This window comes from Hyphomicrobium sp. ghe19, assembly GCF_902712875.1.
Taxonomy (GTDB): Bacteria; Pseudomonadota; Alphaproteobacteria; order Rhizobiales; family Hyphomicrobiaceae; genus Hyphomicrobium_B.
Map to the genome: position 1 here is coordinate 561,498 of NZ_LR743509.1, position 14,275 is coordinate 575,772.

General features: G+C 58.6%; 15 protein-coding genes and 1 tRNA gene. 7 read left to right on the forward strand and 9 right to left on the reverse strand.

Going from position 1 to position 14,275, the window contains the following annotated elements:
* Positions 1-251 precede the first annotated feature (251 nt).
* Positions 252-1,220: an alpha/beta fold hydrolase gene (locus AACL53_RS02605; RefSeq protein WP_339082186.1), complete on the forward strand. Its 969-nt coding sequence runs from the start codon at positions 252-254 to the stop codon at positions 1,218-1,220.
* Here AACL53_RS02605 and hisN read toward each other — a convergent pair.
* Both hisN and AACL53_RS02615 read right to left on the reverse strand, forming a co-directional pair.
* Positions 1,217-2,029 (reverse strand): histidinol-phosphatase, encoded by an 813-nt coding sequence (hisN, locus tag AACL53_RS02610; protein ID WP_339082189.1) that lies wholly within the window; start codon positions 2,027-2,029, stop codon positions 1,217-1,219. The genes AACL53_RS02605 and hisN overlap by 4 nt on opposite strands.
* A gap of 547 nt (positions 2,030-2,576) precedes the next feature.
* A complete protein-coding gene (locus AACL53_RS02615; protein ID WP_339082191.1) occupies positions 2,577-3,476 on the reverse strand; it encodes an N-formylglutamate amidohydrolase in 900 nt (299 codons plus the stop codon).
* Positions 3,477-3,760: 284 nt separating this feature from the next.
* On the opposite strand from AACL53_RS02615, the gene AACL53_RS02620 reads away from it, so the two are divergent.
* The 3 genes from AACL53_RS02620 to AACL53_RS02630 all read left to right on the forward strand — a co-directional run bounded on the left by AACL53_RS02620 (position 3,761) and on the right by AACL53_RS02630 (position 5,095).
* Entirely contained in the window at positions 3,761-4,147 is a 387-nt protein-coding gene (locus tag AACL53_RS02620) for a cell cycle two-component system response regulator CpdR (RefSeq protein WP_045837081.1), read from the forward strand.
* Positions 4,148-4,234: 87 nt separating this feature from the next.
* Positions 4,235-4,309 (forward strand) — tRNA-Val (locus AACL53_RS02625).
* A 498-nt stretch (positions 4,310-4,807) separates the two neighbouring features.
* Positions 4,808-5,095 carry a hypothetical protein gene (locus AACL53_RS02630; protein WP_339082195.1) on the forward strand — a complete coding sequence of 96 codons (288 nt, stop codon included), beginning with the start codon at positions 4,808-4,810 and terminating at the stop codon, positions 5,093-5,095.
* A 103-nt stretch (positions 5,096-5,198) separates the two neighbouring features.
* On the opposite strand, the gene AACL53_RS02635 is transcribed toward AACL53_RS02630, so the two are convergent.
* Entirely contained in the window at positions 5,199-5,558 is a 360-nt protein-coding gene (locus AACL53_RS02635; RefSeq protein WP_339082197.1) for a helix-turn-helix domain-containing protein, read from the reverse strand.
* A gap of 134 nt (positions 5,559-5,692) precedes the next feature.
* Here AACL53_RS02635 and AACL53_RS02640 point away from each other — a divergent pair, with 134 nt between their 5' ends.
* A complete protein-coding gene (locus AACL53_RS02640; RefSeq protein ID WP_339082199.1) occupies positions 5,693-6,205 on the forward strand; it encodes an ester cyclase in 513 nt (170 codons plus the stop codon).
* A gap of 341 nt (positions 6,206-6,546) precedes the next feature.
* Here AACL53_RS02640 and AACL53_RS02645 read toward each other — a convergent pair whose 3' ends face one another.
* The 3 genes from AACL53_RS02645 to AACL53_RS02655 all read right to left on the reverse strand — a co-directional run bounded on the left by AACL53_RS02645 (position 6,547) and on the right by AACL53_RS02655 (position 9,286).
* The gene (locus tag AACL53_RS02645; RefSeq protein ID WP_339082201.1) at positions 6,547-6,759 is read right to left on the reverse strand and encodes a hypothetical protein; all 213 of its coding nucleotides are present in this window, start codon (positions 6,757-6,759) and stop codon (positions 6,547-6,549) included.
* A gap of 54 nt (positions 6,760-6,813) precedes the next feature.
* Entirely contained in the window at positions 6,814-7,992 is a 1,179-nt protein-coding gene (locus AACL53_RS02650; RefSeq protein WP_339082203.1) for a DUF937 domain-containing protein, read from the reverse strand.
* A gap of 388 nt (positions 7,993-8,380) precedes the next feature.
* Complete coding sequence (locus tag AACL53_RS02655) at positions 8,381-9,286, reverse strand: Kdo hydroxylase family protein (protein ID WP_339082205.1); 906 nt, start codon at positions 9,284-9,286, stop codon at positions 8,381-8,383.
* A gap of 576 nt (positions 9,287-9,862) precedes the next feature.
* Between AACL53_RS02655 and ykgO the strand changes: the two genes are divergently transcribed.
* Together ykgO and AACL53_RS02665 are read left to right on the forward strand one after the other, a co-directional pair.
* The gene (ykgO, locus tag AACL53_RS02660) at positions 9,863-9,988 is read left to right on the forward strand and encodes a type B 50S ribosomal protein L36 (RefSeq protein ID WP_013216601.1); all 126 of its coding nucleotides are present in this window, start codon (positions 9,863-9,865) and stop codon (positions 9,986-9,988) included.
* A 164-nt stretch (positions 9,989-10,152) separates the two neighbouring features.
* Positions 10,153-10,806, forward strand: a complete 654-nt coding sequence (locus AACL53_RS02665; protein ID WP_339086859.1) for a tetratricopeptide repeat protein — start codon at positions 10,153-10,155, stop codon at positions 10,804-10,806.
* Positions 10,807-10,866: 60 nt separating this feature from the next.
* Here the strand turns inward: AACL53_RS02665 and AACL53_RS02670 are convergent, their stop codons facing one another.
* The 3 genes from AACL53_RS02670 to AACL53_RS02680 form a co-directional block, all read right to left on the reverse strand.
* Complete coding sequence (locus AACL53_RS02670) at positions 10,867-12,198, reverse strand: TAXI family TRAP transporter solute-binding subunit (RefSeq protein WP_339082212.1); 1,332 nt, start codon at positions 12,196-12,198, stop codon at positions 10,867-10,869.
* 149 nt (positions 12,199-12,347) lie between these two features.
* Entirely contained in the window at positions 12,348-13,793 is a 1,446-nt protein-coding gene (gene pyk, locus AACL53_RS02675; protein ID WP_339082214.1) for a pyruvate kinase, read from the reverse strand.
* Positions 13,790-14,218 (reverse strand): DUF1036 domain-containing protein, encoded by a 429-nt coding sequence (locus tag AACL53_RS02680; RefSeq protein ID WP_339086860.1) that lies wholly within the window; start codon positions 14,216-14,218, stop codon positions 13,790-13,792. Before AACL53_RS02680 ends, pyk begins: the two co-directional genes overlap by 4 nt.
* Between the last annotated feature and the right edge of the window lie 57 nt (positions 14,219-14,275).

Below are 14,275 nucleotides of genomic sequence, written 5' to 3' on the forward strand. Positions count from 1 at the left end.
CCTCTTAAGAAGCGACATGTGAGCCGGCCTTCTGGACCGGCCCTTTTCTTTGTGCGGCCCCGCTTTGCGGCGACCGCAACACAGAGGTAGGAAGCGGAAAAAGGGCTTCAAGAGGGTTTCGCCAGAGTTTCGCGAGAGTTTCGCGAGAGTTTCCGGCGATATCGTGTGTTACGGCGTTATTCGGAATTACCGTAGCCGGGCTCCGGCTCCGGGGTGGCCGACCGCCGGATGCAGCCTAAAAAGAGAGGCAGATGGAACTCGTTTCACTCTCAATCAATCCCGTTCCGAGCGGCGCGAAGGTGACAGCCTTCGACGGCTACGACGGGTTGAAGCTTCGGTGCGCTCTCTGGGAAGCGACGCGGGGGCCATCGCGGGGTACGGTCTGCATCGTGCAGGGCCGCGGCGAGTTCATTGAAAAGTATTTCGAGGTTATCGCGGACTTGCGGCGGCGCGGGTTCGCCGTCGCGACATTCGATCTGCGCGGGCAGGGCGGTTCGGAGCGCATGCTCTCGAACCGGCGCAAAGGGCACGTCGTGGCCTTCACCGAATACGACCGCGATCTCGCAATCTTCATCGATGAGGTCGTGAAGCCATCGTTGCCGCAACCATTGATCGGGCTTGGCCATTCGCTCGGGGGCAATATCCTGCTGCGCGGGGCGCAGGACGAAGCGAGTCCTTTCGCGCGGATGATCCTGCTGTCGCCGATGATCGAGATCCACGAGCGGATGCTTGGCGCCAGCCGGCCCGTTGCGACAGCGTATTCTTCGATCCTGTCGCTCTGCGGGTTTGCGACCACGTACGTCCGCGGCGGCGGGGATGAGCCGAACGACCTCGGCGAATTCGAGGGCAACAGGCTGACGGCCGACCACGTGCGCTGGTCACGCGTTAAATCGATCATCGAAGCCGCCCCTGATCTGGCGCTGGGTGCGCCGACCGTCGGCTGGCTCCGAGCTGCCCTTCGCAGTTGTGCGATGCTTTCGCGGCCGGACTACCCGAAATACGTCTCTGTGCCGATGATGGTGTTCGCCGCCGGTGCGGATCATGTCGTTTCATCGCAGGCAATCGAGGATTTCGCCGTGGATCTCAAATCCGGCGGGCACATCCTCATGCCGGGCTCGCGACACGAAATTTTGCAAGAGACCGACGCCATACGCCAGCGGTTTTGGGCAGCCTTCGACGCGTACATGGGCATCGAAACGTCGTTGTCGGAACGGGTTTAGAGTTTATTGATCATCGTGAGGGCGTCTTCATGCAGACGGGCGTCGCCCGTCGCAATGATGTTTCCGCCGCTCGCTGGGCTGCCGCCGGTCCACGTCGTGATGACGCCGCCAGCACGTTCGATGATCGGGATGAGCGCCGCGATATCGTAGGACTTCAGACCGGGCTCGATGATGATATCGATGAGACCTGCGGCGAGCAGGCAGTAACCGTAGCAGTCGCCGCCATAGCGCGTGAGCCGCGCCTTTTCCTTCAGCGTCGAAAGGGCGGACTGTTGTTCGGGCCCTTCGAACATTTCGGGGTGGGTGGTCGTCAAAACTGCATCGTCGATGCGGGTGCACTCGCGCGTCTTGAGCCGCACGGGCCGGCCGCCTCGGACGCTGTGATAGGCAGCCTTATCGGTGGACCAGAAGCGTTCGCCGGTGAAGGGCTGATCCATGAGGCCGAAGACCGGCACGCCGTCCTGGAGAACGCCGATCAACGTGCCCCAAAGCGGCGACCCGATGATAAATGATCGCGTGCCGTCGATCGGATCGATGATCCATTGGTAGGGGCTCGAACCGGATTTCGTTCCGAACTCTTCGCCGACGATGCCGTGATCAGGGAATCTTGTTGCCAGCGCTTGCGATATGGCTTTTTCCGCGCCGCGGTCAGCCTTGGTTACCGGGTCGAAGGCGCCGCCTATGGCTTTGTTTTCCACAGGCATTGTCTTGCGAAAATGCTTGAGGATAACCGGGCCTGAAATATCGGCCAGTTCGTGGGCCACGCGGATTATGGCCTGAAGTTCCGCTGCGGGTGACGTTCCCGGCACGCGCTCACCCTGCGATTTCAAGTGTTTGCTAGATGTCCCAATTACTATCAGACGTTACTTCGAGATACTGCAATCTTGAGCTAGATACACATTAGTAACGTAAGTTGTTGCGGGCCTGATACACGCGCATCCCAATGTGCTAGGATAATACTCGTGGAGATTGCGGCGAGGGTCGAAGCAGCCCATCGTTACGAGGTGATTGCGTTGACACGCTTCATCGCAATCGCTGCCCAATTTGGGCGTTTCCTCCCTAGACTTGGGCCGTTCGGCTTCGGACGGCCTTTCTTTATGGGAATTGCTCTTCGCGCGCCAGTTGCAACTGGGACGCCCGGAAAATGGGCCTTGCGGCGAGGTCCGCGTTTCAAGCTCGTCAGACCTGCGCAAATCGCATTTGCTGATAATGCGCTGCACCTTTATTTTTTGCAGTGCGATATGTGAGCTCGGCTCGCGCTTCGCAGCCCTCCTTGGGCGTTTCCTCCCTAGACTTGGGCCGTTCGTGAAAAATTCGGACGGCCCTTTTTCTTTATAAATTTGGTAAAGCGGCGCGTTACTCGGCTGCGGCGCGATAGTCGAGCAGCGCCGGTACTTCGCGAAACAGAGACGTGACGATCTCTTTCAGCGCTTCTGCAAGACGCGCGTAGCCAGCCGTTTCCTGGAATGTCAGTTCGTTGATGTAGAGGCCGCGGTTGATTTCAACCTGAATGGCATGCGTGCCGCGCGCCGGCCGGCCGTGATGTTCGGTTATGTAGCCGCCGGCGTACGGCCGGTTCAACTGCACCTTGAAGCCACGGCGCTGAAACTCGTCTCTGACCAGCAGCGTCAGCCGCGGATCGGCGGCGGCGCCGAACCTGTCACCTACGACGATATCGGGCCGTTGTGCGCCACCCGGTGCCATCGCCGTCGACGGCATGGAGTGGCAGTCGATGAGGACGGCGTAGCCGAATGTCTCGCGCGTCGACGTGATCAGCCTCGACAACTCGGCGTGGAAGGGAAAATAGAGCTGCTCGATTCGTGCGAGCACGCTGTCGAGGCTCAACCGGTCCGGATAAATTTCTTCGCCGTCAGCGACGATGCGAGCGACGGTACCCAGTCCGCCCGCCACGCGAATCGACTGCGTGTTCGCGTGGGCCGGCAAAGGCTCGCCGACAAGTTCCGGGTCGAGCTCGTAAGGCTCGCGGTTCAGATCAAGATAGGCGCGCGGAAAGCGGGCGCTGATGATCGGCGCTCCCAAACTCGCCACGGGCCGGAAAAGCCGGTCGACGAAGCAGTCTTCGGAGCGGCGCAGCGTTTTCGGATCAAGCCGCGAGATCGCAAGAAACTCAGGAGGATAGAGCCTGCCGGAGTGGGGCGAAGAGAACACGAAGGGTGCGGATTGAACGCGTGGTGCCAGTACGTCGAAAGACGGGAAAAATGCTCTCGGTACGTCGTGAGTTCTATCGTCGGCCATAGTCAGTTGTGTCTCGTTCAGATCCCGGCCGCAATTCGGTGTTTCGTTGCGGAATACATTGCCAATGCAGCACGCGTAAGTCCATGGAAGACTTAGGCGCGCGTCGATTGCACATAACTTGCGGAGCGAAGGTTGCCGGCGTCATGCCCGAGTGATGCAGTACTGCCGCGCTGCGTTCGGCATTTCCACAGTTTCATTCTCCGTTTACCAAAGTCGGGCCAAGTTTGCATTAGATGAGATATCGGGTACTTCTCGTCTGGGACCTTCCGCACATCAGAGTAGTCATGACAGCCAAGCCCTCCAGCCTGCCGATCCGCCGCATCCTGCTCGCCGAGGATGACGACTCCATGCGCGGTTTCCTCGTCAAGGCGCTCGAAAAAGCGAACTATGACGTCGTCGCCTTCGAGAATGGCGAAGACGCGTACGACCGCCTCAAGACCGAGCCCTTCACGCTTCTGCTCACCGACATCGTCATGCCGAAAATGGACGGCATCGAACTCGCCCGCCGCGCCAGCGAGATCGATCCCGACCTCAAGATCATGTTCATCACGGGTTTTGCGGCCGTCGTTCTCAACAGCGAAAACCAGCCTCCCAAGGACGCCCGCGTTCTGTCGAAGCCCTTCCATCTGAAGGATTTGGTGCGCGAGGTTGACCGTCTTCTGGCGGTCTGAGACGGGCTTATTTTCACCTGCGGCCGATTTGCCGTATTCCAGGGCTTGACCGGAGTATCGCTAACACTCTAGAAGCTCGCTTCTTCCGGGCACTTAGCTCAGCGGTAGAGCACTACCTTGACATGGTAGGGGTCACAGGTTCGATCCCTGTAGTGCCCACCATCGAAACCTCAGGGTTCGATGGTTTTTCCGGATTAGACTTCCCTTTCTGTGTTGGCCGTTCGCCGTGTGTGCCAACGAAAAGGGGCGCGACTTTAGCGGCTTTGCCAAGAGCGGTCTGGAAAGCGGCCATTCCTTCAAATGCTGGTAGGTGTCGGCGACGATTTGGGTCGATGCCCAGCCGCCAGCCTCCTGAGCCTCCTTGAGACTGCCGCGGCTTTCGAGCAGCCGGGCCACGAACGCGTGCCGGCCGAGCTTGTGAAACGAATAGCCGAATCGCTTTGACCAGCCTCGAGTCGAGCACGACCACGCGCGGCTTCCCATTCTTTGTCTTCCGCAACTGAGGCGTGGGGACCCTGCTCATGGTCGAGACGCCGTTCGGGGGTGATCCGTTCGGAGGGAATTCTTGACCGGTCTGGATTACGATCTCCGAGCGGCCGCGATGCCCCCGGTCGGCGCTGCGCAAGCGCTACGCCGGACTGCCTGGAAAAGGAGAATCTTATGATTTTCGAACCCTGGATCGGAGCCGGAGTACTGATTGCGACGGCGGCAACCGACGCGGCTTATGTGAAGTTCACAGCCTCAGTGGTCTCCAAGCGGCCTCTCTCGGCAGCAAATTGGAGCGGCATCTGGTACATGCTCTCTTCGTTCGCGGTCATCAGCTATACCAATAATTGGGTCTACGTAGGATTTGCGATCGTCGGCTCTTGGATCGGTGCGTATGTAACACTCAAATATTTTCACCATGAGCCGGGTCATCCGCCCGCCCCTTTGAAGCCTCCAGCGTGATATCTCGACGCGTCAGTGGTTCAATTTTGAAAGTGCTTCCACCTGTCTGATGCCTCGGACGTGCTCATACTTGTGACACTAAGCGGCTCTGCCTCGGCATTCACTACATCGGCTTCTTATCAAAACTTTCGCGCGCTTTCAGAACGCGACTCATGTTCGCGATCGCCCATTTTTCGACGGGACCCATCGCGATGTTTAGAGACTGACCCAGGGCGGTCAGTTCATATTCAACCGTCACGGGTACGGTCGGAAACGCGCGACGGGTAAGAAGTCCGTCTTGTTCGAGTGCGCGCAGCGTCTGCGAGAGCATCTTTTGGGATATGCCGTCGATCTCGCGTTTCAACATACTGAAACGCTTTGGCCCATTGGCCAGCAGTGAGAGCACGAGCACCACCCACTTGTCCGAAATGCGGTCGAGTAGCTGACGCGTTGGGCACTTTGCAGCGTAAGGATTCCACTTCATCTTGAATGACTACCCAAGGTTACCAACGGGTACCTATATATCGAACTGGTGCCTTCTTTACAATGGAAACCTATGTGCCGAAATCCTCTTCGTCGGCGCTTCCGCTGAGTTGCACGCATGAGAGGATGATCGAAATGCAAAGGATTACTGCCACGCTGGTTGCTTGCGCGCTTCTTGGAGGCTCGGCGTCTCTCGAAGCACTTGCCGCCGAGGAAAATCGGCCCCAGCAAACACAGGATGTACAGATGTCAGACCCGAAGGCACTATTGGCACAGTTTGGCGCCAAGATTTTCGGAGAAAAGGATTTTACCGTTCTCGGTGGCCTGATGCGGGAAGACTACATTCAGCACAATCCGCTCGTTGGGCAGGGGAGCAAGGGCTTCAAGGATTTCTTCGAAGCCTGGTTCAAGGCGTCTCCTGACTTCAAGTTCGAGCTGAAGCAGATCGTGTCCGAAGGCGACAAGGTGTGGGTCTACGGAACCTACTCCGGGACGCACAAGGGCGACTGGCTCGGCATCCCTGCCACCGGGAAGGCTTACAAGTTCGACGCAGTGGACATCTTTCGCGTCCAGGACGGCAAACTCGCCGAGCATTGGGATGTGCTCGACGTCTACAGTCTGTTCAAGCAGCTGGGCACCATCAACTAACACCTTCGGAGCCGCGCGATCCAATTGCGCGGCTCTGCTATCTGGAAATCCGTCGGAACCACTTTCCAGTGATCAACCAGAATAATTCAATATGGCCCAGCGTGACGCCGTCTGACCGCATCAGAGGATATTTGAGTTCCTAAAACGAAGGAGAGCTCGCTTTAGCAATTTTCAGGCGATGAGGTCTCGGCCGCATTGCGGCATTGTCCCAGAGATGGCCGCTGTTGCCGACAGGGACTGCCAGCAATCGAGTTTCCATCATTCGTTGGCTCCGAGATTGGCGCGCACCCATGGTGCACCAACTCGTGGGGCTAAAGCGACTATCCGAACTCAGGCCGAAGCTATTTGGTTGTTAGCTTGTGAGCTTCAGTCGTGTGCTTGTGAGCCTTCTCGCTATGCTCATGCGCCGCCGCCGAGTGCTGTTTGCTCTCTTCCTGCTTGCCGTGAGCATGCTGATGCGCTGCCTCGTGGTGATGATGAGCCGCTGCCGCGTGGTGTGAAGCCGCCGAAAGATGTTCCTCGACTGCTGGATGCTTGGTCGTAGTCGTCGCCATGATCGTGTTCCTTTCCAATTTGATCTTCTAATTCGGGCATTCTTCTCGCGTGGCTCAGGCCGTCGTCAGTGCATCGAACTGAGAGTGAACTTTATCGACGGTCGGCTTGATGACAGAGCTCACTCCAGGAATTGCGAGCGCCTTGTCGAAGAGCTGATCAAGGGCCGGTCTCGTCGCAATGACTGTTTTCACGACCGAGATGCGGGTGTCGGGGGGGAGCTTATCGAGAAGCTTTGTCAGCCTGGCAAAATCGTTCGCGGAACTTGCCAGCGGCGCCACGGCTGCTTGCGCCGAATTCACATCCTGAACGCTGATAATCGCGGAACGCATGCCGGTCTCCGCGTTGGCGAGTTGCGTGCCAATGTCGACGTCACCGACCTTGATGCCACGCAGATTTTCGAGCGCCTCAAAGGATGCGGGCATTGCTCCGAGCCCCGAGACGCCGGTGCTGGTTCCCGTGCTTGATGGTGCCATAGACGGCGGAGGAGAATTGAGAGCCGTTTCCGTTGGGTTTGGGCGCAACCAGTGCCAAGCGAGGCCGCCGAGTATCAGCGCGCCGATTACGGGGAGTACCCAGCCCCATGATTGCATATTGGGAGACCGGTCCGCAGGTCTCGGTGTCGGTGGTGGCATCGTCGTGTAACTTGGTCTCGCTGTCGCCGATGCACCCCGCGTATCGGTCGTGCCACCAAGGCCGTCCAGAATGCCCGTACCGCTAAGATAATTCGAGAAGCCAGCGGGAAGCGCACGGGCGATATTATCTTTCTGTGAAGTGAGTAGGTTTGCGAGGCCCGTCGCATCGAGCCCGCTTGCGCGCTGCTGCTGTCCCAGTACGCCCATCACGACAGGTCCGAGCAGGCCCAAAAGGCTCTTCGAGCCCGCGTTCCCGATCCCTGCGTACTGACCAACCGCGTTGGTGAGTGCAGATATAGTCTCGCCGCCAAGAAGAGACGTGAGGGTGCTGGTGCCTGTTTCAATAATGTTCGACTGCGCAGAGCCGCCGAGCATGTTGCCTAAACTCGAGAGCAATCCGGGTTGTTGTCGCGCAATGGCGCCATTGAGCGCCGTAGCGCCGTTGGGTCTGGAAACGAGCGACGTGAGCGCAGCCAGTAGGCCGGGGACACCAGCACTGATTGCTTTTTCTGTGAGTGACCTATCGAGGCCGAGGCTCGAAGCTATACGCGATACCAAACTAGAGCTGAGCATCTGAGTGATATTGGAGACCAAGTCCATGGGCCAACCTCCTTATCGGTTGTCCCCCCGACAAATCCCCCCAACGTTGCTTACTTAGTGCCGTCTCTTTTGGGGTGCACTGATCTAGATCACATTGATCAGTGCGCATACGATATGGCCATATGCGCGCTCATCCGACGATAGTCCAGGCCGTTTTCTGGTAAGAAATTTGAAGCCAACCGACACGCAGATCGTCTCGAAATCGTTTAAGAAAAACTAACCAGGGGCTTTTCGCTCGGGTTCTGAAGAGCTTCCCGAAGTGGATCTTCGTTATTTCAACTTTACATGCATTTTTTTCAAAGCAAACGGCCGCCTGATACGCAAGGCGGCCGTCTCACTTGAGCAAAGATTCGTAACGCTTACCCGCGTTGCGTACGAGAACCTTGCTTCAGTTCGTTGCCGGCGCGAGCGAGCGGCCGGTCATGCGTTCGAGAACGCGCAGAGGAGACCGGTCAGGCCGCTGTTGTGCTGCGACCGGGAGCTCAAACGTTTGCTCCAATGCGAATTGGCCTCTCGTTGCGGCGTGCGCAACCTGATCCGTGAAAACGACCCAGGTGCTACCTGCTTCGAAGGCGACCTCCTGGCGTGGCGCCTCGCGCTGATAGCGTGCGTCGCCTTTAGCGCGGTCATGCAATTGCAGCATGATGTGATCGTAAGGTGTTCTCGGCTTTTTGGTGATGCCGAGCGCATACTCGATGCGCGAAAGGCCGGGCACCGCCGGTCTCACGCTCGGTAGAAACCGTTCGGCGAATGCTTCGAAAGGTTCTCCCACCAGCCATTGGCGCGGTTTGCCGGCAGGATTTATGTTGGTGAACACGCGCAAGATGCGCGCTCCCCGGCACGGCCGCGAAGGAAATGTGTCGAGATGCAAGCGCCGATCATCTTTGCGATAGGAGGCGGGTTCTCTGCCTTCGATCTCCTGCGGCCGAAAGCTGGTTCGCCCGAGTTGCAGACGTGGAGCGTACCCAGGCAACAGCAATTGCATGAATTGCTGCGTGTAAGATGCATACCGCCGCATCATCGCCGTCAGTTGATCGCTGTCCGGTCCCTCGACCTTCGTGCCGCGCAACTTGCCTTCGTTCGGATCGAGGCTGATGTTTTTTGCCTTCTGGTTGGACCAGGATGTCGCCAGCAGAAATCTTTCCGGCTCATCGAGCTGAAACGAAAGGTGTCTGAAATAAAGGATGCGGCCGTCTTCCAAGCTGTTGACTGCCCGGCGCTGATCTTCAGGCGCGAACGAGTCATTCCAGATGGAAGCGCTAAAAATTTCGAGCGACGGATTCCCTGAAAGCATGGGTGGCTCCCAATATCGGTGCCTGATGAAGTAAAAATTCGTGCGAAATAAAAATCGGACCCGGCTGAATAAAAATGCGGGCCTACGTAAACATTAGCGTCGAAAAATCAGTGACATGCCGGTGGATGCTGAAATACCGGCAACCCCCGGCGGAAAGAAGCATGGCCGCGAGGGAGTCGAAAAGCTGCCAAACGGTCTATTCAGGCGCTCGCCTTCTGCTTATCCACAGAAAATCCGGAAGTCGGAGGGCTCAAATGCGTTCTAATGGATATGCAGGGCCAAGCTCATTTTGGCAGCGATTGAGCCTTCAATCCGCCATCTGGGGTGTCGAAATACAAGGGGTGGAGTGCTCCGGCTGCCTGACGGCAAATTCGCCCAGATTCCGGCCGTTTGGGCCTGAATCGGCCGTCGTTTTCGGGACTTGAGGCTTCTTGGCTCGTTCTAGCGCGGCTTTTCGTCGGAATGGCCTTGTTTTCCCGGCTTCTGGCGGGTACAAGCCCGGCTTCCATCTCTTTTGACATGGTCAGGGTCGGAGGGTCGATCTCTCTGGGGCCCACCATATTAACCGGTGTCGTTATGAAAGTTAGAAACTCTTTGAAGTCCCTGCGCTCACGGCACCGCGATAACCGCGTGGTCCGCCGCAAAGGCCGGGTTTACGTCATCAACAAGACTCACCGTCGCTTCAAGGCCCGCCAGGGTTGAGAACGTTGCGCCAGAGCGCGACGTTACGGCGAATTCACGAGAGTCTTTTTGACCAAATCCCATGCCTCGATTAGCTTCGAGGCATGATTTTTTGCGCACGCCTTCTTCTCCTTCTTTTGGCGGTCTCAGCCGGCGCGGCTAACGCTGCAGCCGACGATGAGCTTTTGAAGACCCAGCCTTTCCCCGAAGTCCCGGCCCCGCCGGCGCGGCCGCGCGAGGAGCTGCCTGCCGTAAAGAAGAAGTCGCCGCCGGTCGCGCCTTCGCCCGGTGCTGCCGCAAGCCAAAAGGGCGAACCCGGCATGATGGGCTTGCCCTGGCCGAAGACGCCGGAAGAAACCGCCAAGACTCTCGACAACCTTTACGCCTTTCTCGCAACCGAGAGCGACCATCGCCAGGGGGGCGAAATCGGTGCCGCCATTGAGCGGCTGTGGCGGCTCGAAGGTGGCGACACCGTCAACCTGCTCATCGATCGCGGGGAGATTTTCTCTTCTCGAAACGAGAACGAGAAGGCGATGCCGTTCCTGGACGCGGCGGTGGAACTCGCGCCCGAATACGCCGAGGCGTGGAGCCATCGCGCCTATGTCGAATACCGGCTGAACAATTACACGGCTGCGCTGGGCGATCTCCGGCGTGCGCTCGCTATCGAGCCGAACCACTTTCGGGCGTTGGACGGGATGGCGAAGATTCTCGTTCTGATGGGCGAGAAGAAGGCCGCGCTCGAGGTCTACGACCAGCTTCTCAAGGTGCACCCCAACATCGAAGGCGCCGAGACCGCGCGCGATAAGCTCAAGAAAGAAATTCAGGGCCAGGGGATTTGAGTTCCCGTACTCCGCTCGTTCCTAACTCCAACTGAATTCCTAACTCCCGCAATTGAAACGTCAGAACCGTCCGGCGAACGTCAGGCGGCGGCGCGCCAGTTCAATGTGTTGGCGCAATTGATACAGCCGGTCAGCAAAGCCAAGCGGAATTGGCAGGTTGTCGACAGCCGCTTCGATCATCTCGAGATCTCGCAACTTTGCGGCGCGTTCCTCGGAGGTTGTTGCGCTCTTGGCGGCGGACTCCAAACGCTTGAGTTCTCCATACCAATGGATGATGCGGCGGCGAATGCGCCAATCATAAATCTGGGGCGCGAAGCGCAGCAGCGGAATGAGAATTGGCACCAAGACCACAAGAGAAATCATCAAGCGATCGACAGTCGTTGCCACCCAAAACGGCACGTAGCGTTGAAGAAGCGGAGCTCCCGAGCGGTAAACCCGGCGTGCCTCATCGGAAAATGCGAATTCGGGATCATTGGCCGTCGGGAATTCGCCGGCGCTCTGAAACAATTGCACTTCGCCGGCATCGTTGACCGTCGACTGTCCATGCACCTCCTGCAGGGCCTGGGCCAGGAGGTTGATAAGTGCAGGGTGCAGGCTCTCCCGCACCACTACAGCTACGGTCGTCGAGATGAGCGTGGTGTCGCTATGAGGGACATTGTCCGCGAAGTCGACGACGCCCTGCCGCAATACGAGTCGTGAAAGGAATGGGAAGCGCTGGGCGTAAGCATCAGCGTTCGCAAAACTCATAAAGTGAATGTCGGGAGTTCTCAGCAGCCGCTGGATCGTCTTCGCCTCTGGCGCGAGCACGAGAAAGCCCGCGTCCGCATCTCCCTTGGCGAGCAGGTCGACATAATCCGGTAGCTCGTGATTGATCAGCGTCGCCGTTTCATTGGTGATGCCGTTGGCCGCAAGGAGCCGCAACGCCAGCCTATTGGTTCCACTGCCAGCAGGGCCGACCAGTATGCGCTTGCCTTTGAGCTCGGTTAGCCGCTCAAGCGGCGTGCTGCCGGTATAGAAAACCCAAAGCGGCTCGTACGCGACGCGCCCGAGGGACAGCAACCCATGCGTGTCTTTGCTTGAGGCAAGTCCGCCTTGGACGAAGGCCGCGTCCACGCCAGAGCCGGGGTCAGATAAAGATTTGAGATTGGCCAGCGATCCGCCAGATTCGCGGATTTCGAGCTTGACGCCGTTGCGTTCAAAGACCGCCCGGTACCGCTCGGCATAACGATAATAGGGGCTGCCGGCAGCAGCCGCGGATAGCACAAGAGTATCGGGCGGCGCCGGATGGGCGAAACGAAAGGTAATCCAGGTGGCGCCTGCGACGGCTATCAGCACCGGCACCATGATCAGCAGCAAATCGCGGAGCTGGAAGCGCACAAATCTAGATCGCATTGGATGTCCCCCCGACTTCAACCGCTACAAGCCAGTGTCGGACATAACACGATGGATAGCCGCGAACATGTCACGTCTATTGCGCCTGGGATGCTCAAGGGTAAGCGCCTAGCGAAACCCTGCGCGGTTTGCGCGGGATTTCAATGACCTTAGACCTCTTCAGCGATCGGTGCGCCGGATTCGTCGACGAAGGCGATGCGGATCATGTTCGTTGCGCCGGGGCTTCCGAGCGGAATACCTGCCGTGATGAGGATGCCTTCGCGGGCTTTGACGAGACCTTCCTCGAACGCGATGCGGCAGGCTTTCCTGACCATGTGCGAAAGATTCTCCGGATCGCCGGTCAGGATCGTGTGCACGCCCCAGACGAGGGCCAAGCGCCGCGCGGTCGACTCGATCGGCGTTAGGCCGATGACCGGAATGCCCGGGCGTTCGCGCGTTACGCGGAGAACCGTCGAGCCGGTCGCCGTATAGCAAACGATCGCGCCGAGGCGGACTGTATCGGCGATGGCGGACGCGGCGGCGGCAATCGCGTCGGCGCCCGTCGGCTGCGGCTCCGTCTGCGTTGCGTAGAGCATAGGCTCGTAAACCGGATCGTGCTCAACCTCGACGGCGATCTTGTCCATCATCTGGATGGCTTCGACGGGATATTGGCCAACGGCGCTTTCCGCCGAAAGCATGATCGCGTCGGCCCCGTCGAACACGGCGGTTGCGACGTCTGAGACTTCCGCGCGCGTCGGCATGGGGGAGGAGATCATGCTTTCGAGCATCTGCGTCGCGATGATGACGGGCTTGCCGGCTGCCCGTGACAGACGCGTAATCCGCTTCTGAATGCCTGGAACTTTCTCGACGGGCATCTCGACGCCGAGATCGCCGCGCGCGACCATGATGGCATCCGATGCCGCGATGACTTCCTCGAGGTCGGCGACGGCTGAGGGCTTTTCGATTTTGGACAGGATGGCGGCACGGGTGCCGATCATTTTCCTGACGTCGTGGACGTCTTCGGCGCGCTGGACGAACGACAGTGCAACCCAATCGACGCCGAGCTTCAGCGCGTGCGCGAGGTCGGCCTTATCTTTCTCTGTGAGCGGACTGATCCGCAGCAGCGTATCGGGCATCGAGATGCCCTTGCGGCTTGCCAGCATTCCGCCAGTCAGGACTTCGGCTTTGATCTGTACAGGCGTCGTTTCGACGACGCGCATTTTCAGCTTGCCGTCGTCGAGAACGAGCATGTGGCCGGGCTGGATCGCCTCGAATATCTGAGCGTGGGGCAGATGAACGCGCTCTTCGGTTCCGAGCGTCTCGTCGCGATCAAACTTGAAGATCGATTTCGTCGCGACGTTCACACGGCCGGTCTCGAAATTGCCGATGCGGAATTTAGGGCCCTGGAGATCGGCGAGAATGCCGATCGGGTGGCGATGGCGCGCGGCGCAGGCACGGACGGCATTGTAAAGCGTCTTGGAGCCATCATGCGTGGAGTGGCTCATGTTAATGCGGAAAACGTCGACGCCCGCAAGAAAGAGCCGCTCGATCATTTCCGGTGCAGCAGACGCGGGTCCTAGCGTCGCTACAATCTTGACCCGCCTATTACGTCTCATTTGTCTGCTTTTCCTTGCCCGGGATCAGTGAGGCGGATGGTCCACTCTTTTGCTTCGCCGGTATCGACTTCAAAAAAACCCGTGCGCTTATATCCGCGTTTCGCGCAATCCTGAACACCCCTGATGGCGAAGGATTTTTCAGTCGTGCACATATCGTTCTTGCCGCCCCATTCGCCACCGCGATCGTAGTCAACGGCGTGCACATAAATGAAGCGGCTCGGAAGCGCGCCTTTCAGAAGAGTTTCGCAGGTCTGCGAGGCTATGTTCCACCAGCCCTCCGTCGCCCAGCCCGACGTGTCCTGATAGCCGATTGCGACGCCGACCCGGCTTGACGTGGCGTTGCATAGCTTCAGGTCGGCGTGAGCGGCCGTCGCATAGAGGCAAAAGCCCAATGAAAGCGCAAAGTTCCGTCGGAGAGTGCGCATGCGGAAGCGGAATGGCACGTCAGAGCCTCCGGTCTCGAAGGGGAGAATTCCGGTCGT